The 26,367-nt window shown below is 67.5% G+C and carries 22 protein-coding genes; 15 read left to right on the top strand and 7 right to left on the bottom strand.

Annotated features, from left to right (window positions below; translation table 11 throughout):
• The first annotated feature begins 40 nt into the window (after positions 1 to 40).
• On the top strand, positions 41 to 337 hold the full coding sequence (gene rpsT, locus ASC91_RS21830) for a 30S ribosomal protein S20 (RefSeq protein ID WP_056201882.1): 297 nt from the start codon (positions 41 to 43) through the stop codon (positions 335 to 337).
• Positions 338 to 425: 88 nt separating this feature from the next.
• Here rpsT and ASC91_RS21825 read toward each other — a convergent pair whose 3' ends face one another.
• Positions 426 to 1,301, bottom strand: coding sequence for an alpha/beta fold hydrolase (locus tag ASC91_RS21825; RefSeq protein WP_056201879.1), 876 nt, complete (start codon positions 1,299 to 1,301; stop codon positions 426 to 428).
• Between the two features lie 76 nt (positions 1,302 to 1,377).
• A complete protein-coding gene (locus ASC91_RS21820) occupies positions 1,378 to 1,716 on the bottom strand; it encodes a DUF3579 domain-containing protein (protein ID WP_056202489.1) in 339 nt (112 codons plus the stop codon).
• Between the two features lie 150 nt (positions 1,717 to 1,866).
• Between ASC91_RS21820 and ASC91_RS21815 the strand changes: the two genes are divergently transcribed.
• On the top strand, positions 1,867 to 3,072 hold the full coding sequence (locus ASC91_RS21815) for an aspartate aminotransferase family protein (protein WP_056201876.1): 1,206 nt from the start codon (positions 1,867 to 1,869) through the stop codon (positions 3,070 to 3,072).
• Positions 3,069 to 4,031 carry an ornithine carbamoyltransferase gene (gene argF, locus ASC91_RS21810; protein ID WP_056201873.1) on the top strand — a complete coding sequence of 321 codons (963 nt, stop codon included), beginning with the start codon at positions 3,069 to 3,071 and terminating at the stop codon, positions 4,029 to 4,031. The genes ASC91_RS21815 and argF overlap by 4 nt, the downstream gene beginning before the upstream one ends.
• A 222-nt stretch (positions 4,032 to 4,253) precedes the next feature.
• Here argF and ASC91_RS21805 read toward each other — a convergent pair whose 3' ends face one another.
• Positions 4,254 to 4,823: a PEP-CTERM sorting domain-containing protein gene (locus ASC91_RS21805; protein ID WP_056201870.1), complete on the bottom strand. Its 570-nt coding sequence runs from the start codon at positions 4,821 to 4,823 to the stop codon at positions 4,254 to 4,256.
• 160 nt (positions 4,824 to 4,983) lie between these two features.
• Between ASC91_RS21805 and ASC91_RS21800 the strand changes: the two genes are divergently transcribed.
• The 9 genes from ASC91_RS21800 (at position 4,984) to atpE (ending at position 15,501) form a co-directional block, all read left to right on the top strand.
• Positions 4,984 to 5,439: a copper chaperone PCu(A)C gene (locus ASC91_RS21800; protein ID WP_056201867.1), complete on the top strand. Its 456-nt coding sequence runs from the start codon at positions 4,984 to 4,986 to the stop codon at positions 5,437 to 5,439.
• Between the two features lie 103 nt (positions 5,440 to 5,542).
• A complete protein-coding gene (locus tag ASC91_RS21795) occupies positions 5,543 to 7,825 on the top strand; it encodes a hypothetical protein (protein ID WP_056201865.1) in 2,283 nt (760 codons plus the stop codon).
• Between the two features lie 180 nt (positions 7,826 to 8,005).
• On the top strand, positions 8,006 to 8,845 hold the full coding sequence (locus ASC91_RS21790) for a peptidyl-prolyl cis-trans isomerase (protein WP_235532056.1): 840 nt from the start codon (positions 8,006 to 8,008) through the stop codon (positions 8,843 to 8,845).
• On the top strand, positions 8,842 to 9,801 hold the full coding sequence (locus ASC91_RS21785; protein WP_056201859.1) for a HupE/UreJ family protein: 960 nt from the start codon (positions 8,842 to 8,844) through the stop codon (positions 9,799 to 9,801). Before ASC91_RS21790 ends, ASC91_RS21785 begins: the two co-directional genes overlap by 4 nt.
• Positions 9,798 to 10,424 carry a TIGR02466 family protein gene (locus ASC91_RS21780; RefSeq protein WP_056201857.1) on the top strand — a complete coding sequence of 209 codons (627 nt, stop codon included), beginning with the start codon at positions 9,798 to 9,800 and terminating at the stop codon, positions 10,422 to 10,424. Before ASC91_RS21785 ends, ASC91_RS21780 begins: the two co-directional genes overlap by 4 nt.
• Positions 10,421 to 12,850 carry a fused MFS/spermidine synthase gene (locus ASC91_RS21775; protein WP_235532055.1) on the top strand — a complete coding sequence of 810 codons (2,430 nt, stop codon included), beginning with the start codon at positions 10,421 to 10,423 and terminating at the stop codon, positions 12,848 to 12,850. Before ASC91_RS21780 ends, ASC91_RS21775 begins: the two co-directional genes overlap by 4 nt.
• Before the next feature lie 45 nt (positions 12,851 to 12,895).
• Positions 12,896 to 13,672 carry a metallophosphoesterase gene (locus ASC91_RS21770; RefSeq protein ID WP_056201854.1) on the top strand — a complete coding sequence of 259 codons (777 nt, stop codon included), beginning with the start codon at positions 12,896 to 12,898 and terminating at the stop codon, positions 13,670 to 13,672.
• A complete protein-coding gene (locus ASC91_RS21765) occupies positions 13,672 to 15,132 on the top strand; it encodes a bifunctional serine/threonine-protein kinase/universal stress protein (protein ID WP_056201851.1) in 1,461 nt (486 codons plus the stop codon). Before ASC91_RS21770 ends, ASC91_RS21765 begins: the two co-directional genes overlap by 1 nt.
• A gap of 126 nt (positions 15,133 to 15,258) precedes the next feature.
• On the top strand, positions 15,259 to 15,501 hold the full coding sequence (atpE, locus tag ASC91_RS21760; RefSeq protein WP_056201848.1) for a F0F1 ATP synthase subunit C: 243 nt from the start codon (positions 15,259 to 15,261) through the stop codon (positions 15,499 to 15,501).
• An 8-nt stretch (positions 15,502 to 15,509) separates the two neighbouring features.
• Here atpE and ASC91_RS21755 read toward each other — a convergent pair whose 3' ends face one another.
• Complete coding sequence (locus ASC91_RS21755) at positions 15,510 to 16,181, bottom strand: hypothetical protein (protein ID WP_056201846.1); 672 nt, start codon at positions 16,179 to 16,181, stop codon at positions 15,510 to 15,512.
• Positions 16,182 to 16,239: 58 nt separating this feature from the next.
• Here ASC91_RS21755 and ASC91_RS21750 point away from each other — a divergent pair, with 58 nt between their 5' ends.
• The gene (locus ASC91_RS21750) at positions 16,240 to 16,566 is read left to right on the top strand and encodes a YkgJ family cysteine cluster protein (protein ID WP_056201843.1); all 327 of its coding nucleotides are present in this window, start codon (positions 16,240 to 16,242) and stop codon (positions 16,564 to 16,566) included.
• A gap of 6 nt (positions 16,567 to 16,572) precedes the next feature.
• Here the strand turns inward: ASC91_RS21750 and ASC91_RS21745 are convergent, their stop codons facing one another.
• Positions 16,573 to 17,790 carry a tetratricopeptide repeat protein gene (locus ASC91_RS21745; RefSeq protein WP_056201840.1) on the bottom strand — a complete coding sequence of 406 codons (1,218 nt, stop codon included), beginning with the start codon at positions 17,788 to 17,790 and terminating at the stop codon, positions 16,573 to 16,575.
• Positions 17,791 to 18,080: 290 nt separating this feature from the next.
• On the opposite strand from ASC91_RS21745, the gene ASC91_RS21740 reads away from it, so the two are divergent.
• Together ASC91_RS21740 and ASC91_RS21735 are read left to right on the top strand one after the other, a co-directional pair.
• Positions 18,081 to 21,659 carry an alpha-1,6-glucosidase domain-containing protein gene (locus ASC91_RS21740; RefSeq protein WP_082532902.1) on the top strand — a complete coding sequence of 1,193 codons (3,579 nt, stop codon included), beginning with the start codon at positions 18,081 to 18,083 and terminating at the stop codon, positions 21,657 to 21,659.
• An 11-nt stretch (positions 21,660 to 21,670) separates the two neighbouring features.
• On the top strand, positions 21,671 to 22,222 hold the full coding sequence (locus ASC91_RS21735) for a PEP-CTERM sorting domain-containing protein (protein ID WP_056201838.1): 552 nt from the start codon (positions 21,671 to 21,673) through the stop codon (positions 22,220 to 22,222).
• A 42-nt stretch (positions 22,223 to 22,264) separates the two neighbouring features.
• On the opposite strand, the gene ASC91_RS21730 is transcribed toward ASC91_RS21735, so the two are convergent.
• Both ASC91_RS21730 and ASC91_RS21725 read right to left on the bottom strand, forming a co-directional pair.
• On the bottom strand, positions 22,265 to 23,413 hold the full coding sequence (locus tag ASC91_RS21730; protein WP_056201836.1) for a GGDEF domain-containing protein: 1,149 nt from the start codon (positions 23,411 to 23,413) through the stop codon (positions 22,265 to 22,267).
• Between the two features lie 147 nt (positions 23,414 to 23,560).
• Entirely contained in the window at positions 23,561 to 26,269 is a 2,709-nt protein-coding gene (locus ASC91_RS21725; RefSeq protein ID WP_157281934.1) for an alpha-1,6-glucosidase domain-containing protein, read from the bottom strand.
• Positions 26,270 to 26,367: the final 98 nt, after the last annotated feature.

Below are 26,367 nucleotides of genomic sequence, written 5' to 3'. Positions count from 1 at the left end.
TATACTCGTCGTCTTTGCACCAACTGGGTATAGATACAGCATGGCTACCAGCTCCAAAGCCAAGAAGAAGACGGTTCGCCTGGCGTCGGGTCTCAAGCGCGTCCGCCAGGACGCCAAGCTCAACGCCGCGAATACTGCGCTTCGCTCCAAATACCGTACGGTCGTCAAGAACGTGCAAAAGGCTGTGACCGCGGGCGACAAGTCCAAGGCCGCTGACCTGTTCAAGGCTGCCCAAGCCGTCATCGACTCTGTCGCCGACAAGGGCATCTTCCACAAGAACAAGGCTGCTCGTCACAAGAGCCGCCTGTCCGCCAAGATCAAGGCGCTCGCCGCCTAAGAAGCAATCCAGCTCTGGTGCAAGCAAAGAGGCCCGCGCAAGCGGGCCTCTTTGCATCTGCGGCCCGCACCTGCGGGCCGCTTGCATTTCAATGCCACTCGCCTGGCACGACGCCCTGGATGCTGCGGTCGCGCAGCCACTCGGCGACGGCCCGGGCCACCCACTGCGGGTCATCCAGCGGCAGATCGTGGCCGGCCTTGGTGTGCAGGCGCAGCGGCGCTCCCCAGGCACGGCTGATGGCCTGCGAGCAACGCCAGTCGACGAGCCCATCCGCTTTGCTGCACAACAGCAGCATGGGCGCAGCCGGGCGAGTGCGGCTGGCGCGATAGCGCATGCTGGCGAGCAACTGGCGGGCCGTGTTGCGAACACCGAGCGGGTGCTGGCGCTGCAACTCCACCCAGCGGTCGATGATGGCCGGAGTCGGCGTCAACCGCGTCGTCAGGCTGAGCACCCTCTCCTCCCGCATGCGGGCGCTGAAGCGGCTGAGGGACAGCAGCAACAGGCCAAGATAGTTCAGCGGATGCGGCTTGCGAAACAACTCGCTGAAAGGCCGCAGGCTGGGGTTGATCAGCACGCCGGCCTCAACCTCGCTGGGATAGCGGCTCGCCCATTCGCTCAGCACCGCGCCGCCCAGCGACATGCCGACCAGCGACACCGGCCCATTGACGCCGAGGCGTTGCAACTGTTCACGGCAAGCATCAACGATGGCCAACACCTGGGTAGGACTGGCCTGGCGGCGCAGCGCACCCGTACCGGGCAGATCCAGCAGCAGCAGCCGGGACGCCGGTTGCAACGCACGCAATTCGCGCAGCAGATGTTCGGGGAAAACCCCCCAATGCCCGCTGGCGCGTGACAGGCCGCGCAACAGCACCCAGACCGGCGTCAGCGTGCGCTCCGCCGCCACGGCCGGCGCGGTGGGGAGCGGATCTGCGGCGATGGTGGCGGCGCTGTCGTTTATCGGCATGTTTCCAAACATTGCCGGCGAGGATAACGGCGCCCCGCCCAGGTGCGTCCTGGGACTCTTGCTAGGAGAGACGAAATCAAGCGCCCGATTTACCGCCTGGGCCGTCGGGCAGCAGGCAGGCGTCGGCAACTTGCAGGTTGTTGTCGCGCGCGAAGTTCATGACGAAGTCCCAGGCCATGGGTTCGAGGCGCTTGAGCTCTTCGTTGACGACAACGCACTTCACGCCGTTGATGACGGTGGGGACACACAGCGGCGAATAGCCGATGTAGGCACCAATGCCGCCGCGCGCGCCGCCGGGTCGAAAGCAGGACATTGCGCCCGCCAGCCGCTCGGCCCAGTCGCTCGGTCGGAAGGTTTTTCCATCCAGAGTGACACCTTGGATGAAGACTTCGCGCGGCGGGGGGGCAACGGTCATGGACAGAGGGGCTTCGCGGTACAGCGGGGCGCCGCTGCCAAAGACCGGTATTGTGCCTCGACGCCAAGCCATCTGCTGCGGCGCAGCAATTGCTGCGGCATCAACCTTAGAATCAAAAGTTCCTTTTTTCTCGACTCATCAGGAGACCCGATGAACGCTGTCCCTCCCTCGTCCGAGCCCCATGTCATGCCGACCTATGGCCGCCTGCCCGTTGCGCTTTCGCACGGCCAGGGCTGCTGGGTCTGGGACACGGAAGGCCGACGACTGCTGGATGGACTGGGCGGTATCGCGGTCAACACGCTGGGCCACAACCACCCGCGCCTGGTGCCGGCGTTGCAAGATCAGCTCTCCAAGCTGATCCACACCAGCAACTACTACCGCGTGCCGCTGCAGGAGCAACTGGCCGCCAAGCTCTGCGAGGTTTCGGGCCTGGCCAATGTCTTCTTCTGCAATAGCGGACTCGAGGCCAACGAGGCGGCGTTGAAGATCGCCCGCAAGTTCGGCCATGACCGCGGCAATACCTCGCCCGAGGTGCTGGTCTTCGAGGGCGCCTTCCACGGCCGCTCGATCGCGACGCTGTCGGCCACGGCCAATCCCAAGATCCAGGCCGGCTTCGGGCCGCTGGTGCCGGGCTTCGTGCGCGTGCCGCTCAACGACATTGCCGCCCTCGAGGCCGCCCTGGCCACTCACCCCAACATCACGGCCATCTTCCTGGAGACCATCCAGGGCGAAGGCGGCATCAACCCGGCCCGCGTCGAGTTCCTGCAGGCACTGCGCCGCGTCTGCGACGAGCGCGACCTGCTGCTGATGCTGGACGAGGTGCAATGCGGCATCGGCCGCACCGGCAAGTGGTTCGCCCACCAGTGGGCCGGCATCAAGCCGGACGTCATGCCGCTGGCCAAGGGCCTGGGCTCGGGCGTGCCCATCGGCGCCGTCGTCTGCGGGCCGCGCGCCGCCGGCGTGCTGAAGGCCGGCAACCACGGCACGACCTTTGGCGGCAACCCGCTGGCCATGCGCGCCGGCGTCGAGACGTTGAAGATCATGGAAGAGGACGGCCTGCTGGCCAATGCCGAAGCCGTGGGCGCCACGCTGCGCGGCGCCCTCGCCGAGGGCCTGGCTGGCGAGTCGGGCCTGGTCGAGATCCGCGGCCAGGGCCTGATGCTGGGCATCGAGTTGGATCGCCCGGCCGGCCCGCTGCTGGGTCAAGCCCTGGATGCCGGCCTGCTGATCAGCGTGACGGCCGACCGCGTGGTGCGCCTGCTGCCACCGCTGATCCTGACGCACGACGAAGCGCGCGAAATCGCTGCCCGCCTCGTGCCGCTGATCAAAGCGCTGCTTGCGCAGCCCAAGCCATGAAGCCGGGGGATGCACTGATGCGTCACTATCTGCAGTTCAAAGACCTGCGCGCCGAGGAATACGCCCACCTGTTCGACCGCGCCGGCATCATCAAGCGCCGCTTCAAGAACTACGAAAAATACCAGCCGCTGCAGGACCGCACGCTGGCCATGATCTTCGAGAAGGCCAGCACGCGCACGCGCGTCAGCTTCGAGGCGGGCATGTACCAGATGGGCGGCTCCGTTGTGCACCTGACGACGGGCGACAGCCAGCTCGGCCGAGCCGAGCCGGTGGAGGACTCGGCGCGCGTCATCAGCCGCATGGTCGACATCGTCATGATCCGCACCTTCGAGCAGAGCAAGCTCGAGGCGTTTGCGGCGCATTCGCGCGTGCCGGTCATCAACGGCCTGACCAACGAGTACCACCCCTGCCAGATCCTGGCCGACCTGTTCACCTTCATCGAGAACCGCGGCATGGACCGGCGCGGCGCCATCGACATGGACTGCCTGAAGGGCCGTGTCGTCGCCTGGGTGGGGGACGGCAACAACATGGCCAACACCTGGCTGCAGGCGGCCGAGATCCTTGGCTTCAAGGTCCATGTCAGCACACCGAGCGGCTATGGTGTGGACCCGGCAGTGGCCGGTATCAAGGACGCGAGCTGCTACCGCGTGTTCAACGACCCGCGCGAGGCCTGCGACGGCGCCGACCTGGTGACGACCGACGTCTGGACCAGCATGGGCTACGAAGCCGAGAACGAGGCTCGCAAGGCTGCGTTCGCGGATTGGTGCGTGGACACGCAGATGATGGCTCGCGCCAAGCCGGACGCCCTTTTCATGCACTGCCTGCCGGCCCATCGCGGCGAGGAAGTGGCGGCGGACGTCATCGATGGGCCGCAATCCGTCGTATGGGACGAGGCGGAGAATCGCATGCACGTGCAAAAGGCACTCATGGAGTACCTTTTGCTCGGCCGGATCGGCTGACGGCCGAGACGGTGGCCCGCCAGGGCCAGCATGCGATTCGGGGTGCACTCACTTTGCGCAGCAAAGTGAAGCCGCGGTCGCGGCGGGTGCACACCAAAACAGAATGCACGTGCAGAAGGCACTCATGGAGTACCTGCTGCTCGGACGCATTGGCTGACACGCCTCATCTCGAAAGCAAAAAGCCGGCTGCGAACAGCCGGCTTTTTCTTTGGCGCTCGCTGATCAGGCGCGACGGCGGCGGGCCAGCACCAGGGCGCCACCGGCGAGCAGCAGTGCGATGCTGCTCGGCTCGGGGACGGCGGAGATGTTGTCCAGCGCGGCAACGCCGTTCGTGCCAGTCAGGTCGAAGGACAGTGCCGTGCCGCTGTAGCTCAGGATCTTCTGGGACCAGGTCGAGTAGTCACCGGTCGCGGTCAGCGTGATGGTGCCCAGAAGCGAGCCTGAACCGTTCAGGCCCGAATAGGCGCTGATGGTGGCCGTGTCGGTGCCGGCGTAGTAGAAGCTCAGCCCACCGGCAACGCCAGCGGCGACATTCATGTAGGCAGCCGTATTGACGACCCCATCGAGCTGCACGAAGGCCACGCCGAGCGGCGACGGTGCATTGCCGAAGTAGCTGAAGTTGGCGTCGTTGGACAGCCCCAGCACATTGGTGAAGGTCACGCCGTCGGCCGCGTAGGTGTTGGCCACCTCGTCGCCATAGGACCAGTTCTTTTCAAAGTCCACGGACAGCGGAGCGGCCGCGAAAGCCGGCGAGGCCAGGCCAAGGGCCAGGGCGAGAGTGGCGAGCTTCATTGAAAACTCCAGAGCTTGAAGGTTGAGGCGGCAAATGGAAGAACGCCGCTGCGTTTGAATCGGGCCGGAGTGTGGTGGTCAAAGACGACAGGCGCGTGACGCCCGAGAGTCATCGCCTTCGTCACAGCGCCGTCACCTGCGCCTGCGATGGTTGCCGCCCATGCCCGCCTCTCCCCTGCCCCGCCGCCGCCTGCTGCTCGCCGCCAGCGCTGCCTACCTGGGCTTGGCCCGCCCGGCACGGGCCTGCGAGTTCTTCAGCAGCCATCTGCGCATCTGGCACCCCTGGACTCGCACCGCCCGCGTCGACGCCGACACGGCTGTGCTGTGCATGCGCTTCGATGAGGTGCAGCGCGCGGATCGCTTGATCGGCGTCGAAACGCCGGTGGCTGCTGGAGCACGCCTGGCCGGGCCCGGCGCACCCGCCAAGGCGCAAGACTTGTCCCTGCCGATCCAACCAGGCCAGACGCTGGAGCTGACCGAGGACGGCCTGCACATCGAGCTGCTCGATCTGCAGCAGCCGCTGCAGATCGGCCGCAGCTATCCCCTGCGGCTCATCTTCGAGTCTGCCGAGCCCGTCAACGCCACGCTCAACGTCGACTTCGCCGGCTTGCCCTGAACGCGTCTCAGCAGCGTCGCGATGCCGTCACGCCAGGGTCACGGCCGCTTCCTAGCATCCGCCCCGTTCCACGCCTCCCCTATTCCCTTTCGGAGCCGCTTCCATGCCCCACTATTTCACCAAGAGCCAGATCGCCTTGGCCGCCGTGGCTGCCCTCAGCAGCATCGTCGTCATCGTGCCGACCGTCGCCACCGCCGCAGGCAAGACGCCGGGCAAATACGTCTCCGGTGACTTCCACAACCACACCACCTGCTCGGACGGCTCGATCTCGATGCAGAAGCTGGTGAAGAAGGTCACCGACAAGTCCGAGACGCCATGGGGCCTGGACTGGTTCGTGCAGGCCGGCCACGGCGGCAATGGCAACCGCAATTGCACATTGGTCGAGGACGCTTCGCTGTCCACGCCGGCCTTCCCCTATGTCGCCGGCCAGGGCCCGACGACGACCTGGGCCAACAGCATCGGCGCGGCCAACCTCAAGGGCAACGGCGGCGGCGTCGGCGGCACGGGCAACATGTGGCGCTGGCAGTCGCTGCAGGAGTACCAGTACCCCGTCATCGAGTACCTCGCGGCCCAGAAGAACCTGCCGCTGTTCCTCGGCCTGGAGTCCGTCGTCGCCGGCCATGAGCACAGCTCGATGTCGGTGATCACTGGCCAGATGCCGGCCTCCGTCGACTCCGTCACGCTGCCCACCGCCCCCGGCTATTCGCCGCTCGGCAACGCCAACGCGCTGGCCCAGTGGTCCTACTGCTTCGACCGCAACGACACCGATACCAGTCGCGGCAACGTGACCGGCTCGAGCACGGGCAACAACTGGACTTGCGCCAACCCGAACAGCGCCGATTCCACCTCCGCCACCCTGGGCTGGAGCGCCACCGGCCAGAAGCTCATTCCCGCCACCGGCACCGGCGTCGGCACGCGCGGCCACCTCAAGACCGTCGAAGCCATGAAGTGGATGGCGAACTTCCACGGCAATGCCAGCTACTACGTGCCCGCCCACCTGGAGCGCGCCGGCCCGTTCAACCCGAACGGCAACAACGGCTACAACATCGAGCACCTGCGCAACTTCAACAACGCCGCGCCCAACGTCGCCTTCGGCTTCGAGTCGCAGCCGGGCCACGGCGCGTCTGACAACCGCGGTGAGTACCAGGTCAAGCGCAACAATATCGGCGGCGTGCTGACCGACTCCGTCGGCGGCACCACCTACGGCGGCACCGGCGTCTATGCAGGCCAGGTCGGCGGCGTCTGGGACGCCCTGCTCGGCGAAGGCCGCGGCTTCTGGTTCTTCGCCAGCTCCGACTGGCACAACCGCGGCCAATTCGGCCCGGATGACCGCCGCTCGTCGCAGGACTTCTACCCCGGCGAATACCAGCGCACACACGTGCTGGTCCGCAACGGTGCCGACAAGCTGCGCCCGCAGACCATCGTCGACGGACTGCGCACCGGCAACGCCTGGGCGGCCTCCGGCCAGCTGATCGACCGCCTGGCGTTCGTGGCCTGCGCTTCGTACCCGGGCATCGCCGCCCGGACGAACGCCTCCGTCGAGGCGATTGCCGTCGCCGCGGCGACCAACGCCACCGACATCGACAAGACCGGCTGCGCCACCATGGGCGAGAAGCTCGCGGTCCGCCCTGGTGCCGAGATCGTCGTGGCCGTCGTGCTGCGCGACCCGGACGGTGCGAACTTCGCCCCCTACTCGTTCCCGAACCCATCGCTGCTGCAGGTCGGCATCAACCAGCCGATCAACAAGCCGGTGCTGGACCACGTCGACGTCGTCCGTGGCCTCGTGACCGGCTACAGGACGCCCGGCTCGGCCGACTACGCCGGCGAATGGCCGCGTAACACCGACTGGCTGCGCGCCGACGGCAGCACCGCAGGCCTGTCGGCCGTGCCGGCCGCCGCCAAGAACACGTCGGCCGCCATCCTGAAGACCTTCAGCGGCAACGGCGGCTCGGCCTGGACTCAAGTGTCGTCAGGCGTGGACAACAGCGTCTTCCTGAAGATGAGCTTGCGCATCCCGGCGGTCCAGGCCTCGCAGTACGTGCGCCTGCGCGGCACCAACATGCCGGCTGCCGTGCCCTACGAGACGGACGCCAACGGCAACCCGCTGGCCGACCTGTTCACCAACGCCAACGACACGACGATGCTTCGCATCCCCTGTACGACGGTAGCCACCAACCTGCCGGCCGCTGGCGCAACCTGGACGCAGGCCAACGGCACCATCAACGGCTGCCCGGCTCACCTGGCCACGGCCACCGGCGCGGGCAACCCGATCGTGGGCCAGAAGGCGGTGTCCTACGACGTCGCGGCCTGGGCCGACCTCTGGTTCTACAGCAACCCGATCTACGTCGAAGTGGCCAATTCGGTCGCCGTCGCAGGCGTCAAGTAAAGGAGCCGGGAGCCCTGCTCCCGACAACACTTGCCAGGGCGCCGCAGCGATGCGGCGCCCTTTTTTTCGTCGCGCGTGCGCGTCCCCAGCGGCCACGCTTGTCGTCAATTTGTCTTGCAGCGTCGATAGCATCCGCCGCCTGTGCCCCGCCCCCAGAGACCGATGTCCGCCCAGCTTTCCTTGACCCCCACCGCCAAGGCGCCGCCCCGCCTATCCGGCCTGCCGAACTGGACCCGCGAACCGCTGTTGCACTTCCTGCTGCTGGGCGCTGCCCTGTTCGGCGCCGACCGCCTGCTCAACCGCGACACCGCGGGGTCCAACGAGATCGTCATCAGCGCCGAAGTCGATCGCGAGGCCCGCGAGCTGTTCAAAGCCAAGCGCGGCCATGAGCCCAACGCCGAAGAGACCGCCGCGCTGCGCAAGGTCTGGCTCGACAACGAGGTGCTCTACCGCGAAGGCCTGGCGCTGCAGCTCGACAAAGGCGACACCGCGATCCGAGAACGCGTCATCTTCAAGGCGCTCAGCGTGGTCGACGGCGGCACCCAGCTGCCGCCGGTCAAGGAGCCGGTGCTGCGCGACTGGTTCGAGAAACACCGCGCCCGCTACGACGAGCCGGCTCGGTTCGACTTCCAGGAGGCCGTGCTGGGCGGCGAGGCGAACGAGGCGACCGTGCGCGCTTTCGTCGACCTGCTGAACAACGGCGTGCCGGGCGACACCAAGGCCGGGTTGCGCGTCTTCAAGGGGAGGCCGCACAGCAACCTTTTACAGAGCTATGGCGAGGACTTCGCGAAGGCACTGGAAGGAGCCACCGCGGGCCAATGGCTGGCGCTCCAGTCGCGCGAGGGCTGGCACGCCGTGCGGCTGGACGCCAGCAGCGGCGCCAGACCGGCCAGCTTCGAGGCGCTGCGCGGCGTGGTGCTGCAGGACTGGACGGACGCGACCCTGGCCGCCCAACGCAGCGCCGCAGTGGCAGCCCTCGCCAGGAAATACACCGTCAAGGTGGAGGCGACTGCCCCATGAAGCGCGGGTGGATCTGGCTGCGTGCCATGCTGTGGCTCGCCGTTGCGGCCGCCGCCCTGCCCGCCTCGGCACACGAGATGAGCATGGCCGAGTTGCAGTTGCGCGAAACGCAGCGCGGCGAATTCGTCTGGCAGTGGTCGGCGGGCGAAAAGCGCCCGGTGGGACAGGATCTGACGCCCGTATGGCCCCAAGGCTGCGCGGCCCAGGCCAATGCGCTGCGCTGCGGCGAGCAAGGCCTGGCCGGCACGATGTCGGTCAAGGGCGTCGGCGAACGCTACTCCGCGGCCGTCGTCAAGGTCGTCTGGATGAACGGCGACACCCGCGTCTACACGCTGACCAAGGCCCAGCCCACGGTGCAGCTCTACGGTGCCGCCAACGACCCGCGCGGCATGGGCGAGATCGCCAGCGCCTACACGCTGCTGGGCGTCGAGCACATCCTCGGCGGCATCGACCACCTGCTCTTCGTCATTGGCCTGCTGTTCCTCGTCGGCTTTCGCCGCCGCCTGGTCTGGACTATCACCGCCTTCACGGCCGCCCACAGCCTGACGCTGGCGAGCAGCGCCCTGGGGCTGCTGACGCTGCGCTCGGCACCGGTGGAGGCCAGCATCGCGCTATCCATCGTTCTGGTGGCTGGCGAGGCGCTGCACAAGCGCGACACCCTGGCGGGGCGCTGGCCAGCCCTGGTCGCCTTCCTGTTCGGCCTCGTGCACGGCCTGGGCTTTGCCGGCGCGCTGAAGGAAATCGGCCTGCCCGAGAACCATCTGCTGGTCGCGCTGCTGACCTTCAACGTCGGCGTCGAACTGGGCCAGCTGATGACTGTCGGCTTCTGCTGGTGCCTGTGGCGCCTCAGCGCCCGCTGGCCGGCCACGCAGCGGCTGCGCACGGTGCTGCTCTACATGATCGGCAGCGCCGCGGCTTACTGGTCGTGGCTGCGCATCGCGGCAGTTCTGGCATGACAGACGAAGTCATCGGCCTTTTCCCGGTGCCGCTGCTGCGCGCGCCGGGCGTGCTGCCCGTGCCCCTCGTCAATGCGCTGATCGACCACTTCAGCACTCGCGCGCTGCAGGCCAACAATAGCTCGGGAGCCCTGTCGCACACCCAGATGCTGCAGCCCGGCGATAGCCCGTTGCTTGTGCAGGCCGCGGCGCTGATCACACCCAAGATCGCCGAGTTCGGCCGCCACCTCTTCGGCGAGACCCTGGGCTGGGCCATCAAGGAGATGTGGGTCAACGTGCTGGACGCCGGCGGGCGCCAGGCCATGCACAACCACGCCAACAGTTTTGCCTCCGGTGTGGTCTACCTGACCGCGACCGACGACTCGGCCCGCACCGTCTTCATGAAGTCGCCCGGCGGCCATGACTTCGCGCTGAAGAACGACCACGCCGGCGTGACGACGGGCCCCTACAACGCCGAGAAATGGGTCGGCCCCGCGCCCAGCCCGGGCGACATGGTGCTGTTCCCCAGCTATCTGATGCACGCCGTGCCGCCCAATGCTGGCGGGCGGCGCATCAGCCTGGCCTTCAACGCCATCCCGACACGGTTGGAGAGCTGGGGCTACACGCTGAGCTTCAACTCTTGAAGCATCTGGCTTTACTGCTGATGGCCGCGTCCGGCTTTGCCGGGCTGGGCTACCAGATCGTCTGGACGCAGCAGCTCGGCCTCGTGCTGGGCCATGAATCGGCCGCCGTGCTCGCTGTCGTCGCCGCTTTCTTTGGCGGGCTGTCGCTGGGGTCATTGCTGCTGGGCCGCCGCATCGAGGCCAGCGCGAGGCCGCTGCGTTGGTACGCCGCCTGCGAGGCGCTGATCGGCATCTGGGGTGCCGTGCTGATGGCTGCCATGCCCATGGCCAGCAATGCAGCGCTCGCGCTGATCGGCCCCGACGCCGCGCCGCTGTGGCAATGGAGCGTTGCCTTTGCAGCAAGCTTTCTCCTGCTGCTGCCGGCCACCGCCGCGATGGGCGCCACGCTGCCGGCCATGGCGCGCATCGGTACTGCCGGCGTCGCGCCGCTGTACGCCGCGAACACACTGGGCGCCGTCGCCGGCGTGCTGGCCACCGCCTTCTGGTTGATCCCGGATTGGGGGCTGACCCGCAGCGCCGGCCTGTGCGTGGCGCTCAACCTGGGCTGCGCCCTGCTGGCCCGCGTCGCTCTGCAAGCCCGCCCGGCGCCATCCTTGTCCAGGCCAACGTCACGTCGACCGTTGGCGATGCTTGCGCTGACTGGCCTGCTGGGCATCGCCTACGAAGTGCTGGCCGTGCGCGTGCTCAGCCAGGTGGCCGAGGACACCGTCTACACCTTCGCGCTGCTGCTGGCCGTCTATCTCGCTGGCAGCGCGCTGGGCGCCGCAGCCCATGCACGCTGGCCAGCGCTGCGCAACGCGCCGCGCCTGCTGCAGGCCCTGGCCGTGAGCATCCTCCTCGGCATGGCCACGCTGTGGAGCGCCGACGCGATCAAGTCATGGTTGCAGCCTGAGACGCTGGCCGCAGCACTGGCCACCGAGGCTGTGCTCGCCGTCGCCGTGTTCGCGCTGCCGACGCTGCTGATGGGCGCGCTGTTCTGCCAGCTCAGCGCCGACGCGTCCGCGGCCGGCATCGCGTTCAGCCGCGCACTCGGCGTCAACACGCTGGGCGCCACGCTGGCCGCGCCGCTGTTCGGCGTGCTCATCGCGCCCGCCCTCGGCCCCAAACTCGCCTTGATCCTCGTCGCAGTGGGCTATCTGCTGCTCCTGCCTGCGTGGCGCAGCTTCGGCTGGTCGCTGCCTGCCGCCGCCACCGCAGCGCTTGCCGTACTGGCGCCGCCGCTGGCCTTCGTCGACCAGCCCGAAGGCGGCCGCATCCTCAGCTACCGCGAGGGCGCGATGGCCGCCGTCAGCGTCGTCGAGGACGCCACGGGCGTGGCGCGGCTGCGCATCAACAACCGCCAGCAGGAAGGCAGCAGCGCGACGCTGCATGTCGATGGCCGCCAGGCATTGCTGCCGCTGCTGCTGCATCCGGCGCCGCAGCGCGCCCTCTTCCTCGGCCTGGGCTCGGGCATCACGGCCGGCGTGGCCGCGCGGCTGCCTGGCGTGCAGGTGGAGGCCGTCGAACTGCTGCCCGAAGTCATCGAAGCCTCCGCGCTGTTCCGCCCCGCGCTGGGCGAAGGCCCCAGCCCGCGCCTGCGTGCCGCCGATGCGCGCCGCTTCGTACGCACCACCGCGCACCACTACGACGTCATCGTCTCCGACAACTTCCATCCCGCCCGCAGCGGCTCGGGTGCTCTCTACACGGTCGAACATTTCCGCGCCGTGCGCGAGCGGCTTGCGCCGCAAGGCCTGTTCTGCCAATGGCTGCCGCTGCACCAGCTCGACCTGGAAACGCTGCGCAGCATCACGGCGGCCTTCCTGCAAGCTTTCCCCGACGGCGCCGCCGTCCTCGCCAGCAACAGCCTGGACACGCCCACGCTGGGCCTTGTCGGGCGAACCGGCGGTACCCGCTTTGCGCCGAGGGTTGCGCCGGCGCTGGCGGGTCATTTCGGCCTTGGCGACAGCTTCGCCGTGCTCGGCAGCTTCATCGCCGATGCCCCAGCGCTGCGCCGCCTCGCCGCGGACGCGCCGCTGAACACCGACGACCGCCCCTGGGTGGCCTACCGCGCACCCCGCGTCACCTATGCGCCCGACTCCGCACCGCGCGACCGCCTGCTGGCGCTGCTTGGCGAGGTGAGTGTCGACATGGGCACGCTGCTCGCCCAGCCGGATGCCGCAGCGGCCGCGCGCCTCTCGGCCTACACCCAGGCCCGCCGCGACTACCTGGACCTGGGCCGCCGCACCACACCCAGCGCAGACCCGGCCGTCATGCTGGCCCGCGTCGGCCCGCCGCTGCTGGCCGTACTGCGCCGAAGCCCCGACTTCCAGCCCGCTGCCGAACCGCTGCGCCGAATCGCGCAAGCGCTGGCCCCGCGCGACCCGGCAACCGCGCAACGCCTGCTCGCATCCCTGGCCGATATCCGCCCCGATCTCGCTTCCCCCTGACCCGGTGTTGGGCCGGCGTCAGCCCTTCGTGGCAAGCTGCGGCCCATGCGTTGGGCTTTCATCACAGACATTCATGCCAATAAACAGGCCCTGCAAGCCGTCCTGGCGGACGCGCGGGCCCAGGGCGCCACGCGCTATGCGCTGCTGGGCGACTTCGTCGGCTACGGCGCCGACCCGGCCTGGGTGGTCGATCAGGTCATGGCCCTGGTCACCGATGGCGCCATCGCCGTGCAGGGCAACCACGATGAAGCCGTGGTCCATGGCGGCACCCCGGGCATGCACCCCGATGCCCGCGCGGTCATCGACTGGACGCGCGCCCAGCTGAGCGAAGACCAGTTGCGCTTTCTCGCGCGGCTGCCGTTGCAGGCTCACGGCGAGCCGGGCCATTGCCTGTTCGTGCATGCCAATGCCTTCGATCCCAATGGCTGGGAATACGTGCAAGGCCGCGCCGAGGCCGTGAAGAGCCTGCACGCCAGCGCGGCGCGCATCCAGGTCTGCGGCCATATGCACGAGCCCATGCTCTTCCACCTCTCCGGCACCGGCAAGGCGGGCGACTTCCGGCCGGTGGCCGGCGTGCCCATGCCGCTGCCGGCGCACCGCCAGTGGCTGGTCATTCCCGGCTCCTGCGGCCAGCCGCGTGACGGCAACCCGGCGGCCTGCTACGCGTTGCTCGACCCCGGCAAGTCCGATCTGGACGATGCCCGCATCACCTTCCAGCGTGTGGCCTACGACGTTGACGCGGCCGTCGCGGCCCTGCGCGCAACCGACCTGCCGCCGCTGATAGCTGAGCGTCTCGCCGGCCGCCTCACCCGCGGAGAGTGATGAGCACGACAGCCCCTGCCTCACCCGCCCCGCCAGCTCCGCTAGAAGCGGGCCAGGTGCTGGACGATTTCCGGCTGGAGGCTCGCCTGCACCAGGGCGGCATGGCCAACCTGTGGCGGGTCAGCCGCGTGGAAGGCAGTGACAGCGGGGCCGATGACGGCATCGAACTGCTGATGAAGGTGCCGCGCATCAAGGGCGGCGAGGATCCGGCCACCATCGTCGGCTTCGAAGTCGAGCAGATGCTGATGCCACAGCTCAGCGGCCCGCATGTGCCACGGTTCGTCGCCCGCGGCGACTGGACACGCCAGGCCTTCATCGTCATGGAGCACATTCCTGGCGACACGCTGCGCCCGCGGCTGGACGATGCGCCGCTGCCGCCCGAGGAAGTGGCCGACATCGGCGCCCGCGTCGCCACGGCCCTGGCCGCGCTGCACCGCCAGCATGTCGTGCACCTGGACATCAAGCCGAGCAACATCATGTTCCGCGCCGACGGCACGGCCGTGCTGGTCGACTTCGGCCTGAGCCGGCACGAGCAGCTGCCCGATCTGCTCGAAGAGGAGTTCACGCTGCCCATGGGCACGGGGCCCTATATGAGCCCGGAGCAGGTGCAGTTCGTGCGCAACGACCCGCGCAGCGACCTGTTCGCCCTGGGCGTCATGCTCTATCACCTGGCCACCGGCGAGCGCCCCTTCGGCCAGCCGGACTCGGTGCGCGGCCTGCGCCGGCGCCTCTTCGTCGAGCCCGTACCGCCGCGCGCCATCCGCCCCGAATTGCCGCCCTGGCTGCAGGAAGTCATCCTGCATTGCCTGGAGGTCAAGCCCGAGCGCCGCTACCAGAGCGCCGCCCAGCTCGCGCTGGACCTGCGCGAACCCGCCGGCGTGGCGTTGACCGCGCGCGCCGAGAAGCTGCAAGTCAGCGGCAGCATGAGCCGGCTCAGGCGCTGGTTCCTCGCGCTGGGCGCCGAACCCGCGCCCGCGGCGCCGGCCGGCCAGCAACTGGCGCGCAGCCCCATCGTCATGGCGGCGGTGGACGTGGACAACGCCACGCCCGAGCTGCTGGCCCAGCTCTGCGAGACGGTGCGCCGCATCGTGCAGACCGAGGCCGGCGCACGGTTGGCCTGCGTGTCCGTGATGCGCGTGAACCGCATCGGCATTGATGAGCTGACCGACCAGCATGGCCAGAGCCTGCATGTGAAGCAGCTCATCGCGCTCAAGCACTGGGCGCGGCCCATCAGCAAGGCGCTCAGCCTCGAAGACGGGCGGCTGACCTTCCACGTGCTGGAGGCGCCCGACGCAGCCGGCGCCATCATCGACTTCGCCCACCGCAACGGCGTGGACCACATCGTCATGGGCGCACGCGGCGCGTCGGCGCTGCGGCGCTACCTGGGCAGCGTGTCGGGCCAGGTCGTGGCCGAGTCGGACTGCACGGTCACCGTCGTGCGCGAGCCGGCAGGCGGCTGACAAAAAGGAAGAAGGAAGCCTCCAGTTGACCTGAACCGGCGACTGAACTCAATGACTTCCGAGGTCATCGACGCGCCGCAGTGACGCGGCCAGACTCCTTCTCGCCAACACAAAGGAGTAATCAAGATGCCTGCCTTCGATGTCCTGCCCCTCGCCGTCGCGCTGCTGATCGGCATTCCCGCCTTCGGTTCCTGCCTGGGCATCGGCCTGGCCAGCATGAAGCTGCTGGAGGGCATCGCTCGCCAGCCCGAGATCGCGCCCGAGCTGCAGACCAAGTTCTTCCTGGCGGTCGGCGTGACCGATGGCGCCTTCATCATCGCCACCGGCATCGGCCTGTGGTTCGCGACCGCAAACCCCTTTGCCCACTGAGCCTCGGTTCAGCCGCCGAAATAAGGATCGCCCGCGGGCCGCTTCTTGCGCGCCGGAGCAATCTGCGTGGTGATCGTCACCGCGCTGCCGGTGGCGGCGATCTTCACGTCCGTCGGCGAACCTTCGACGAGCTGGTCGGGGTGCCAGATGCGCACCCGGGCCGGGCCTTCCGGCAGCCCCTGCAGCACAGCCTTGCCGTCCTCGCCGCCGAGCTTGGCCCAGGGCGTGTCGGCCACGTAGATGTGGCCGCGCATGGAGCCGTGGATGTGGCAACCCAGCAGATAGGCGCCGGGCTGGCTCAGCACCTTGCTGTCAGAGGCCGGTGGCTTGTTGCCAACGCGGCCGGCGAGTCGGAACTGGGTGTTCTGGCCCGGGTCGACGTAGACACCGCCGGCGCCCATCAGCCCGAGGATGACGTGATGGTCCCAGGTGTCCAGGTTGCTGAAGCTGACCTTGGCGCCCAGGCCGACGACGCTGACCGTGGGCACGAAGCGCAGCTTCTCCTGCACGACGGTCGCCTCCATCACCGTGGTGGGCCGCAGGCCCTGCACCGCACTGTCGACCAGCACGACGGCGTCTGCCAGCGGCTTGCCGTTGCGATCCATCACGGTGACGGTCAGATCCGCGGCCTGGGCTGCGCCGGCGGCCAGCAGCAGGAGGGTGCCAAGGAATGCGCGCATGGTGGGCTGGGATGAGGTGGGAGCGATCCAGTGTCTCACCGCTGCCTACACTGGCTGGATGAGTGACAACCCCTGTTTGAGCTGCGGCGCCTGCTGCGCGAGCTTTCGGGTCGACTTCGACCGCAGCGAGCTGGAGAGCGAAGGCGGCCGCGTGCCCGATGGCCTGGCGGTGGAGCTCACCGGGCGCCTGGTGCGCATGCGCGGCACCGACCATGCCCAGCCGCGCTGCGCGGCACTCAGCGGCAAGGTGGGTGTGAAGGCCAGCTGCGGCATCCACGAGTGGCGCCCCTCGCCCTGCCGCGAGTTCGGCGAGCGCGCGCCCATGGGCATTGGCGACGAGGCTTGTGCCCGGGCCCGAGCCCGGCACGGGCTCGCTGCGATCTGATGGCGACTAGGATCCCGCCGGCCCTCGGAGCGGTATGCGCTGCTGGCGCTGCTGCTCGCGGATCTCGTTCAGCCAGGCCAGCTTGGCGCCATACATCTCACGGTCCTTGACCGTCGCGCTGTTCTCCAGCGCCTTGGCGATCTCGCCGCGCGCACCCGACACATCGCCCATGCCGTAGTTGGCCAGGCCCAGCCAGAAATGGAACTCGGGCACATAGGCTGCTCTCGCCAACTCCTTGCGGAACAGCTGGCGGGCGGCCGCGTACTCGCCCGCCCGCATGGCCGCCAAGCCTTCGTCGAAGAACTTGTAGGGCGCAATGGGCTGGATCTGGGCGAGCTGGTTGGAATAGACCAGAGCCTCCTCCCGGCGACCGGTGTCGCTGAGCACGAGAACAAGGTTGGACATCGCCTGGGTGTTGAGCGGCTCGCGATCCAGCACCAGGCGCAGCGTCGCCTCGGCGCGGTCCATCAGGCCCTTGCGGCGGTAGAGCACGGCCAGGGTGTTGTAGGCCGACAGCCAGCGCGCATCGGTGCGGATAGCCTCGCGCGCCCACCAGTAGGCGTCATCAACCTTGCCCACCGTCAGCGCCTCAGCAGCACGGTTGTTCAGGAACATCGCCAGGATGGTGGACTCGTCGACGACCCGGCCGCGATGGCCACGCACCTGGTCGGGCGGCAGGAAGTCGATGGTCAGCAGCTCCGGGTCACCGAAGACGGTTGTGCGGCCGACGGCCAGCGGCCGGGCCAGGCTGATGTTGACGTGGCCGGCAACGAAGAAGATGCCGTTGGAACGGGTCCAGCTCTCTTCCAGGAAGACGCTGTTGAAGCGCACCGGCATGTTCAGGTGGCGGGCGAAGGCCGCCGTCATCAGCACCAGCGACATGCAGTTGCCACGCTTGGCCTCGAAGGCCTCGGCCGCCGTGCGGGTGTTCTCGGCGTCGTAGTCCAGCTGCAGCCGGCCCTTGGTGTAGAGGGCGTCGATGAGGCCATCGCGCAGACCCTTGTTGCGGATCTCGCTGGCCATCTCCGTCTCGGCGAAGCGCTTCATCGCCGGGCTCAGAGCCAGCGCCTCCTGCGCATCGATGTGGACGCTGGGCGGCTTGAACGCGGAATCGACGAAAACGTCGGTGGTCGGCGGTGGCCTGGTTTCGACGGCGCAGCCACTCAGGCCGACCGCCGTGGCGATCACGGCCAGGGCGGCGCTCAAGGTACGGATCTTGTTCATGGCAGTCCCCTGCTCTCGCTGCAGTCTCCTGGTTGAAGCTTAGTCCTGCGCTGCCCGCATGTCGTGAGTCATCCTCACGATTTCCTCAGTCGTCACATCTTTCGTTTCCTTCCAGACGCAAGGCATCATGATTGAAATAAAACTACACATAGATCAAATAGATCCATGAGCCTTCTGGGCGAATCTCTCTATACGTAGTGGAAATTCATGAACTTCCCCTCGGGATTTCACCAGCTTCCATATGTAGTTTTGCTTCAATAGCATCCGCGCACTTCCAAGGAGTGCACGACATGAAGGCATGGGCAGGCTGGGCGCTGCAGGCGCGACAGGCGATCACGGGCTTGGCAATCGGCGCGCTGGCGCTGCTGGGGGCCTGTGGCGGCGGGAGCGTCGAACCACAGGCCACCATGAGCAGCGTCAGCAGCGCGGCAGCCGAAGACAGCAGCGGCGTTGAGCTGCTGGCCGGCGTGCCAGTCGCCCAGCAGGCGCCACGCGCCAAGATTGCCGCCGTGGCTACGCCCGGTGCACCCGCCACCTCGCTGCGCGTGCACTACCGCCGCTCGGGCGGCGACTACGCCGGCTGGCAGATCCACACCTGGAACGCCGCCCAAAGCCCGAACTGGAACGGCGGCTGGAACGCGGCCGGCAGCGACGACTTCGGCGTCTATTACGACGTGCCCCTGGCCGCGGGCAGCGGCACCGTCGGCTTCCTGCTGCACAACGGCGACAACAAGGACAACGGCGGCGCCGACCAGAGCTATGCGCTCCAGGCCGGCGCCAACGAGATCTGGCGCTTGGCAGGCGACAGCACCAGCTACGCCAGCAACCCGCTGCTGCTGCCCGCGCCCGACATCAAGACCCTGCGCGTGCACTACAAGCGCTTCGACAGCGGCTACAGCGCCTGGGGCCTGCATCTGTGGAACGGCAGCGGCCTGAACGCTCCGGCACTGCCCTCAGGCGTCAACATCGAGAACTGGGGCCAGCCCGTGCCGCTGAACGCCATGCCCGGCTACGCGGCTGGCGACGGCGAAGTCGTGTTCGACATCCCCGTGCTGAACCCGCAGGGCGACGTGAACCGCAAGGCCCTGGAATTCATCATCCATGGCATGCCGCCCAACGAGAACGACAAGGATGGCCGCAACGACAACATCCATGTCGAGTACGCCGCGCTGAACATCCAGAACCAGGTCGGCCAGATCTGGCTGGTGGAGCGCGACGCCACCGTCTACTTCGCGCCGCCGGACCTGCGCCAGGTCTCCAGCACCGATGCCCGCGCCGTGTGGCTGAACAAGACGCTGGTGAAGTGGCCGCGCATCGCCACCAGCAGCCCGGTTCGCCTCTATTACTCGGCCACTGGCCAGATCAGCGTCGGCCTCGAAGCGCCGGTGCAAGGCGCTGACGGCTACATCACGCTGGACGCCTTCACCGGCACCGTGCCCGCCGCTGACGCGCTGCGCTTCAAGTACGTGGCCAGCGGCACCGTCTTCAACGTGCGTGCAGCCGACGTGGTTCGCCTGCCCAGCCTGCACCAGCAGCAACTCGTGCTCGTGCAGGAAGACGCCAACGGCAAGGTGCAGAACGCCACCACCGCCCAGATCGCCGGCGCGCTGGACGACCTCTATGCCGCCGCCAACAACGTGCCCGACCTCGGCGCCGTCGCCAGCAATGGCAGCACCAGCTTCAAGCTGTGGGCACCCACCGCGCAGAACGTATCGCTGGTGCTGACGACGGCCCTGGGCAACTCGGGCCTGACCCGCACCACTACCGAGCCGATGGCGCGCGACGCTGCCACCGGCGTCTGGAGCCTCAGCAAGCAAGGCCATCTGCAAGGCGCCACCTACCGCTACCAGGTGCAGGTCTTCGTCAAGGGCACGGGCCTGGTGAAGAACCTCGTCACAGACCCCTATTCCCTCGGCCTGACCCTGGGCAGCCAGCAGAGCGTTGTCATGGACCTGCAGGCCCAGGCCACCAAGCCCAATGGCTGGGACCAGAGCGCGCCGCCCACCACCGTGGCCGCGCCGTCGGACCTGAGCATCTACGAGCTGCATGTCCGCGACTTCTCGATCAACGACGCCACCGTGCCCGCTACCAAGCGTGGCAAATACCTGGCCTTCACCGAAAGCCAGTCCAATGGCATGAAGCACCTGACGGCACTGGCCGCAGCCGGCCTGACCGACGTGCACCTGCTGCCGGTCTTCGACATCGCCAGCGTCAACGAAAAGAGCTGCGTGACGCCCGTCCCAAGCGGCGCGCCCGACAGCGACTCGCAGCAGGCCACGGTCGCGGCTACTGCCGGCACCGACTGCTTCAACTGGGGCTATGACCCACTGCAGTTCAGCACGCCCGAAGGCAGCTACTCCAGCAATGCCAACGACCCGCTGACCCGCGTCGTCGAGTTCCGCCGCATGGTGCAGGCACTGAACGCCGCCGGCCTGCGCGTGGGCATGGACGTGGTGTTCAACCACACCACCTCGTCGGGCCAGAACGCCAGCTCGGTGCTCGACAAGGTCGTGCCCGGCTACTACTACCGCCTCAGCGCGACCGGCGGCATCGAGCGCTCGACCTGCTGCGAGAACACCGCGGCCGAGAACCTGATGATGGCCAAGCTGATGATCGACTCGGCCGTCACCTGGACGCGCGACTACCGCATCAGCTCGCTGCGCTTCGACATCATGGGCCACCACCCACGCTCGGTCATCGAGGCGCTGAAGGCCCGCGTCAAGCTCGCCACCGGCCGCGAGGTGCAGATCGTCGGCGAGGGCTGGAACTTCGGTGAAGTGGCCAACGGCGCGCGCTTCGTGCAGGCCGAGATGCTGTCGCTCAACGGCTCGGGCATCGGCAGCTTCAACCCGCTGATCCGCGACGCGGTGCGCGGCGGCGGCTGCTGCGACTCCGGCAACGCGCTGGTCAGCGAGCAGGGCTACGTCAACGGCTACTTCTACGACTCCAACGCCAGTGCTTCGGGCCAGAACCGCGGCACGCTGATGTGGCAGGCCGACCGCCTCAAGGCCTCGCTGGCCGGCTCCATCCGCAGCTTCCAGATGCAGACGAGCTGGGACGCCAACCTGCGCCTGGACCAGATCGACGTCGGCGGCATTCCGGCCGGCTGGGTGCTGGAGCCCGGCGAAGTCGTCAACTACGTGGAGAACCACGACAACCTGACGCTGTTCGACAACAACGCCTTCCGCCTGCCCACCGGCACCAGCAAGGAGGACCGCGCCCGCGTGCAGATCCTGGCCAGCGCCATCAATGCCTTCAGCCAGGGCGTGGCCTATTTCCACGCCGGCGTGGACACGCTGCGCAGCAAGAGCCTGGACCGCAACAGCTACGACAGCGGCGACTGGTTCAACCGCCTGGACTGGAGCTATGCCGACAACAACTTCGGCGTCGGCCTGCCGCCCTCGCGCGACAACGGCGACAACTGGAACCTCGCCCGCCCGCTGCTGACCAACCCGTTGCTCAAGCCCCACCCCAACGACATCGCCTGGACGCGCGACGCCTTCCGCGACCTGCTGCGCATCCGCAAGAGCAGCACGCTGCTGCGCCTGCGCACGGCCGAGGACATCAAGGCGCGGTTGAGCTTCCTGAACACCGGCTCCAACCAGGAGGCCACCGTGCTGGTCGGCCGCCTGAACGGCGTGGGCTACCCGGGCGCCAACTTTGATGAACTCGTCTACCTGATCAACGTCGACAAGACCGCCAAGCAACTCACGCTGCCCACGCTCGCCGGCCACGCGCTGGAACTGCACCCGGCGCACACCGCCGACCAGCACGCTCGCGCAGCCACGTTCGACCGCACCACCGGCGCCTTCAACGTGCCGGCCCGCACGGCCGTCGTCTTCGTCGCTCGCCCCGCGGCATCCAACTGAGAACCCAAGGCATGAACAAGCAACTCCAACGCCTGGCCACTGCGGCGACCCTGGCTTTCGCCGGACTCACCGCCCAGGCCGCGCCCGTCGTCGTCGACGTGAGCGGCGCGCAGAGCATCAACCTGCTGGGCGAAGCGGGCAACACTGTCTGGCTCATCGACATCGGCGCCAACGCGGTACTGAACTCGCTGGCCTGGACGCTGGACCTGAACGCTTTCGCGCCCAGCGTGTTGTCGGAGATGCAGCTCAGCTTCGGCAACTCCAGCGGTCTGGACTTGTTCACCTTCGCGCCGGGCGCCCTGGACAGCACCAGCGGCAGCGGCAGCTACGCCGGCTCGCTTGACCTGACGCTCCTGGGCGTCAGCGCTGGCGCCGACGGCCAGCTGCGCATCGAGTTCAGCGAGGGCTTCAAGGACTTCGCGCTGAACGTCGCCGAGGGCCAGTGGGTCAGCGGCAATCTCAGCTTCGACGTCAGCACCGTGCCCGAGCCGGCTACTGCGGCGCTGGTGCTCCTGGGCCTCGGCCTGATCGGCGCGCATGGGCACCGCACCCGGCGCGGCTGAGTCGCGCACCATTCAAATCAAAGGCCCTGGCTGCCGCGCGTTTCAGCGTTTCGCATATTCGACGCGGTTACGGCCGGAATTCTTGGCACGGTAAAGCGCCTGGTCTGCGCGCGAGATCGATTCCGATATGTCTTCCACCGGCCGATACTCGGTCAGCCCCATCGACACCGTGACCTTGAAGTCATCTCCAAATCCGGGGAATCTGATGGCTTCGATCAGCCGACGGATTCTCTCTGCGCAGGCCTTTGCGCCATCTGCACCCGCCTGCCCCAGGATCATCATGAACTCCTCTCCGCCAAAGCGCGCTGAAAAATCGCAGCCACGCAAAGTCTTTTGCAGTGCGTTGGCCACCTCCTTGAGCACCTCATCTCCTTTGAGATGCCCAAAGCTGTCGTTGACCAGTTTGAAATGATCAATATCGACAACCACGATTGAGAATAGCTGGCCGGTGCGGTCGGCGCGATTCTTCTCGACGGACAGCACATCCATCAAATGGCGCCGATTGAACAGGCCCGTCAATTCGTCATGAATCGACATATCGTGCACCATCTTCAATGCCTTTTCCAGTTCGGCATTGAGCTGGTGCGCAGCGTCCCGGCTTTGTTCAGCAGCGCTTTTCGCCGCCTTCACCTCGGATCTTTGACGGGCATACTGGTCGGAAAGATTGCAGATAAAAAGGGCGGCGGGGAGAAAACAGAGTGCGTAGAAAATCTCGACACCCAGTGATCCAGGCTGCTTCAGATGAACGATTGCAACATATGAGCCGGCCATCTGCAGCAATGTCGCGCTGGCAGTAACGATGAGGGACTGGATCAGGTTTGCGTTCGACAAGAGAAACGACAGCGCCATCAGGGCGCAAAACAGCGCAGCGCCGCGTACTTCCCTGAGAACGAGAAACCAGGCCGAATACATGACGAGCCAGACGGCAAACTGGCCGAAGAAGACGAAGTTGGCGAATTTCTTGGTAGCTACATTCTTCAGCCTGATCCACAGCAGGAATATCGCCGTAACACCTAGCGATATCGACGCAAGGAGCAAGACCTCAGGAAGCCTGACCGAAGAAATTCCTGCAAGGTAGGCCCCCAGAGTCGCAATCTGTGTGATGGCATACGCGACAAAAACAAGCGTCGTATATTTGAGAAGGATCTTCTTTCTGCGGACGTTCTTGTCGAAATCTTGCGCAGCTTGCATGGTTGACGTCGCCTGACCTCTGTTGACCCATTCCTTGAATCCTCAACCGGCAAGCCCGCGCACCAGCGTGTCGTCGCGTCTCACCGGAAGCCGTTGGCGGAATATCGTTGCTTGTTCGCGCCGCTGCAAATCCCGCCAACGGCGCCCTCAATCCAGCACGAACACGGCCGCACTGCGGGCCGGCACATCGAAGACACCGCGAACCGCCTTGGCCTCGCGCGCCACGCGCCGATCCGCCGCCTGTGAATGGCGCTGCGCCGGGTGCAGGCGCCAGACGGCAGAGGCCTCCTCGGGGAGGTTCAGCGTCTGCGCCGTCGGCGCGACGTTGATCAGCGTCATCACGGCTTTGAAGCCAGCGCCCGGCAGGCCCTTTCCGTCGATTCGCGTCGCCACCAGCACCGGGTTCTGGCTTGGGCCGCTGCCGGGGAAGCTCAACCGCTTCTTGATCTCGGCGGCGCTGCTCAACCGCAGCAGCGGCGTGCTGGCGCGGATCTGCAGCAGGTCGCGAAAGACGTCGCGGGCCCAGGCGATCTCGGCCGGGCCGGGGGAAATGGCCCCATCGGTCAGCCGCTCGCGGGCCAGCGCCCAGTCGCGGCCGTCCTTGCCGAAGTTGTCCTGCCTGGGCGGCAGGCCGGTGCCGAAGTGGTTGCTCTTGTAGCTCCAGTCCAGCCGGTTGAACCAGTCGCCGCTGTCGTAGCTGTTGCGGTCCATGCTCTTGCTGCGCAGGATGTCCTGGCCGGCATGGAAGTAGGCAATGCCCTGGCTGAAAGCCACCACCGCAGCGCCCAGCATCTGCACGCGGGCGCGGTCCGCGCGGCTGGTCGCCAGCGGCAGCTTCAACGTGTTGACGTCGAACAGCGTCTGGTTGTCGTGGTTCTCTACGTAGTTGACGACCTCGCCCGGCTCGGACGCGAAGCCGGCCGGCTGGTCGCCGCCGTAGAGGATGGCATCGAGGCGCTTGGTCTCGCCACGCCAGGTCGTCAGCTCATAGCCGCGCAGCGAGCCGGCCAGGCCGACACGGATCATGTCGGCGGCGGCCAGCAGCTCTTCCGGCTTCGCGTTCGACAAGGCATTGGGCGCGTACACCAGGCCATTGAGCCAGCCCTGGTTGCGCACGCTGTCGTCGCCGCCCTCGCCTGCGCTGCCACCTCGTGCGGCATCCCGGCCGCGGTCGCTGAACGAGCCGATGCCGCTGCCGTTCAGGCTCAGCTGCGAGGCCTGCACAAAGCGTGCGCCGTTGCCCACCTCGCCGAAGTTCCAGCCCTCGCCCAGCAGTTGCACCGGCCGGCCGGCTTCGGCATTGACACGCTTTTGCAGCCTCTCCATCGCCTCGCGCGGCTGGTGGCCCATCAGGTCGAAGCGCATCGAGTCGATCTTGTAATCGCGCACCCACAGCGCCGCCGAGTCGATCATCAGCTTGGCCATCATGCGGTGCTCGGTGGCCGTGTTGTCGCAGCAGGTCGAGCGCTCGATCTCGCCCTTGGCGTTGAGCCGCTGGTAGTAGCCGGGCACGAGGCGGTCCAGCACCGACTTGCGGGCCTGGCCGGCGGCCGACATGTGGTTGTAGACCATGTCCATGCCGACCCGCAGCCCCGCCCCGTGCAGGGCCATGACCATCCGCCGGAACTCGACGACTCGTTTCAGCGGATCGGTCGCATAGCTCCCCTCGGGCGCATTGAAGTGCCAGGGGTCGTAGCCCCAGTTGAAGCAGTCGCCGGCCGCCACGGCCATGACGGCGGCCTGCTGGGCCTCGCCGTCGGCGGGCGCGTCGGGCACCGTCGGCGTCATACAGCCGCGCTCCGGCACGCTGGCGAGGTCGAAGACCGGCAGCAGGTGCACGTCGGTCAGGCCGGCCTTGGAAAGCGCCTTGAGGTGCTTCATGCCGTTGGACTCACCTTGCGTGAAAGCCAGGTATTTGCCGCGCCATTCGGGCCGCACAGTCGTGTCGCTGACCGAGAAGTCGCGCACATGCAGTTCGTAGATGACCTGGTCGGTGGCGAGCCTCACGCGTGTCGGGCGCGGCGAGGCGTCCCAGCCACGCGGCTTGAGCGCGGGGGCAGCAAGGTCGGCGACGACGCTGAGCCGCGAGTCGGCCGTCAGCGCAACCGAATAGGGGTCGGTGACGAGGTTGCGTACGCGACCGTGCGTGGGCGTGACGACGTCGACGAGGTAACGATAAGACTGGCCGCTCAGGTCGCCGGGCAGCTCGGCGCGCCAGACACCGATGGCGGCATCGAGACGCATCGCATCGACCGCCACCGCGGGCGACTCGGGTCCGGCATGGCGACACAGCAGCACGCGCTGGGCCGTCGGGGCCCAGACGGCAAAGCGCGTCTGCGCCTTGGCGGGATGGGCGCCAAAATCCGTCACGCGCTCGGCCGCGGCATAGAGGTCGTCCAGGGCGCCGGGCAATTGCAGGCCCGTCGCGCCGATGACCCGGCCGTCGGCAGCTTCGTGCACCAGCATCAACTGCTCACGCAGCAGGGCCGCGGCATCCGCGCCGCCCGCAATGGCGAAGCGCGGCCCCTCACCGATGAAACGGAATCGCGCCGGCAGCGCCGCCGTGGCGAGCACGAGTTCGACCGCGCCATCGGCACCAGTGACCCTGTCGCCAGCCGGCGCCTTCAGCCCCGCCGCCCGGGCGTGATACAGGCGTACGCGGTCGCCGCCCTGCAGCTTCAGCCCCGGCCACTGCACGGTCCGCGCATCCAGCCAATAGGCCTCGGCTGCCGGCCGCGCAGCAGGTGCGGGGATCGGCACTTCGGCATTGCAATCGTCCAGATCGCTGGCGCACGCTGCACCGGCAATCAGCGTCAGGCCCAGCGCCATGCAGCACAGCAGGGGGCGAGATGGCATGAAGGTCTCCTTGTTGTTTTTGAATAGTAGCAAAACTACATTCATCGAAATCCCGCTAGCGAATCACCCAATGTCGTCGCTATGCTCGGTATCAGATT

The organism is Pelomonas sp. Root1237 (assembly GCF_001425055.1).
Taxonomy (GTDB): Bacteria; Pseudomonadota; Gammaproteobacteria; order Burkholderiales; family Burkholderiaceae_C; genus Pelomonas.
This window is presented reverse-complemented; position numbering and strand designations above follow the sequence as displayed.

Bases quoted from the DNA above. Each gene is read 5' to 3' on its own strand.
- ASC91_RS21785 (WP_056201859.1), top strand. From the start codon at position 8,842: ATGAAGCGCGGGTGGATCTGGCTGCGTGCCATGCTGTGGCTCGCCGTT.
- ASC91_RS21725 (WP_157281934.1), bottom strand. From the start codon at position 26,269: ATGCCATCTCGCCCCCTGCTGTGCTGCATGGCGCTGGGCCTGACGCTG.
- atpE (WP_056201848.1), top strand. From the start codon at position 15,259: ATGCCTGCCTTCGATGTCCTGCCCCTCGCCGTCGCGCTGCTGATCGGC.
- ASC91_RS21795 (WP_056201865.1), top strand. From the start codon at position 5,543: ATGCCCCACTATTTCACCAAGAGCCAGATCGCCTTGGCCGCCGTGGCT.
- ASC91_RS21740 (WP_082532902.1), top strand. From the start codon at position 18,081: ATGAAGGCATGGGCAGGCTGGGCGCTGCAGGCGCGACAGGCGATCACG.
- ASC91_RS21750 (WP_056201843.1), top strand. From the start codon at position 16,240: ATGAGTGACAACCCCTGTTTGAGCTGCGGCGCCTGCTGCGCGAGCTTT.
- ASC91_RS21765 (WP_056201851.1), top strand. From the start codon at position 13,672: ATGAGCACGACAGCCCCTGCCTCACCCGCCCCGCCAGCTCCGCTAGAA.
- ASC91_RS21825 (WP_056201879.1), bottom strand. From the start codon at position 1,301: ATGCCGATAAACGACAGCGCCGCCACCATCGCCGCAGATCCGCTCCCC.
- ASC91_RS21815 (WP_056201876.1), top strand. From the start codon at position 1,867: ATGAACGCTGTCCCTCCCTCGTCCGAGCCCCATGTCATGCCGACCTAT.
- ASC91_RS21805 (WP_056201870.1), bottom strand. From the start codon at position 4,823: ATGAAGCTCGCCACTCTCGCCCTGGCCCTTGGCCTGGCCTCGCCGGCT.
- ASC91_RS21780 (WP_056201857.1), top strand. From the start codon at position 9,798: ATGACAGACGAAGTCATCGGCCTTTTCCCGGTGCCGCTGCTGCGCGCG.
- ASC91_RS21735 (WP_056201838.1), top strand. From the start codon at position 21,671: ATGAACAAGCAACTCCAACGCCTGGCCACTGCGGCGACCCTGGCTTTC.
- ASC91_RS21730 (WP_056201836.1), bottom strand. From the start codon at position 23,413: ATGCAAGCTGCGCAAGATTTCGACAAGAACGTCCGCAGAAAGAAGATC.
- argF (WP_056201873.1), top strand. From the start codon at position 3,069: ATGAAGCCGGGGGATGCACTGATGCGTCACTATCTGCAGTTCAAAGAC.
- ASC91_RS21770 (WP_056201854.1), top strand. From the start codon at position 12,896: ATGCGTTGGGCTTTCATCACAGACATTCATGCCAATAAACAGGCCCTG.
- ASC91_RS21820 (WP_056202489.1), bottom strand. From the start codon at position 1,716: ATGACCGTTGCCCCCCCGCCGCGCGAAGTCTTCATCCAAGGTGTCACT.
- ASC91_RS21745 (WP_056201840.1), bottom strand. From the start codon at position 17,790: ATGAACAAGATCCGTACCTTGAGCGCCGCCCTGGCCGTGATCGCCACG.
- rpsT (WP_056201882.1), top strand. From the start codon at position 41: ATGGCTACCAGCTCCAAAGCCAAGAAGAAGACGGTTCGCCTGGCGTCG.
- ASC91_RS21800 (WP_056201867.1), top strand. From the start codon at position 4,984: ATGCCCGCCTCTCCCCTGCCCCGCCGCCGCCTGCTGCTCGCCGCCAGC.
- ASC91_RS21755 (WP_056201846.1), bottom strand. From the start codon at position 16,181: ATGCGCGCATTCCTTGGCACCCTCCTGCTGCTGGCCGCCGGCGCAGCC.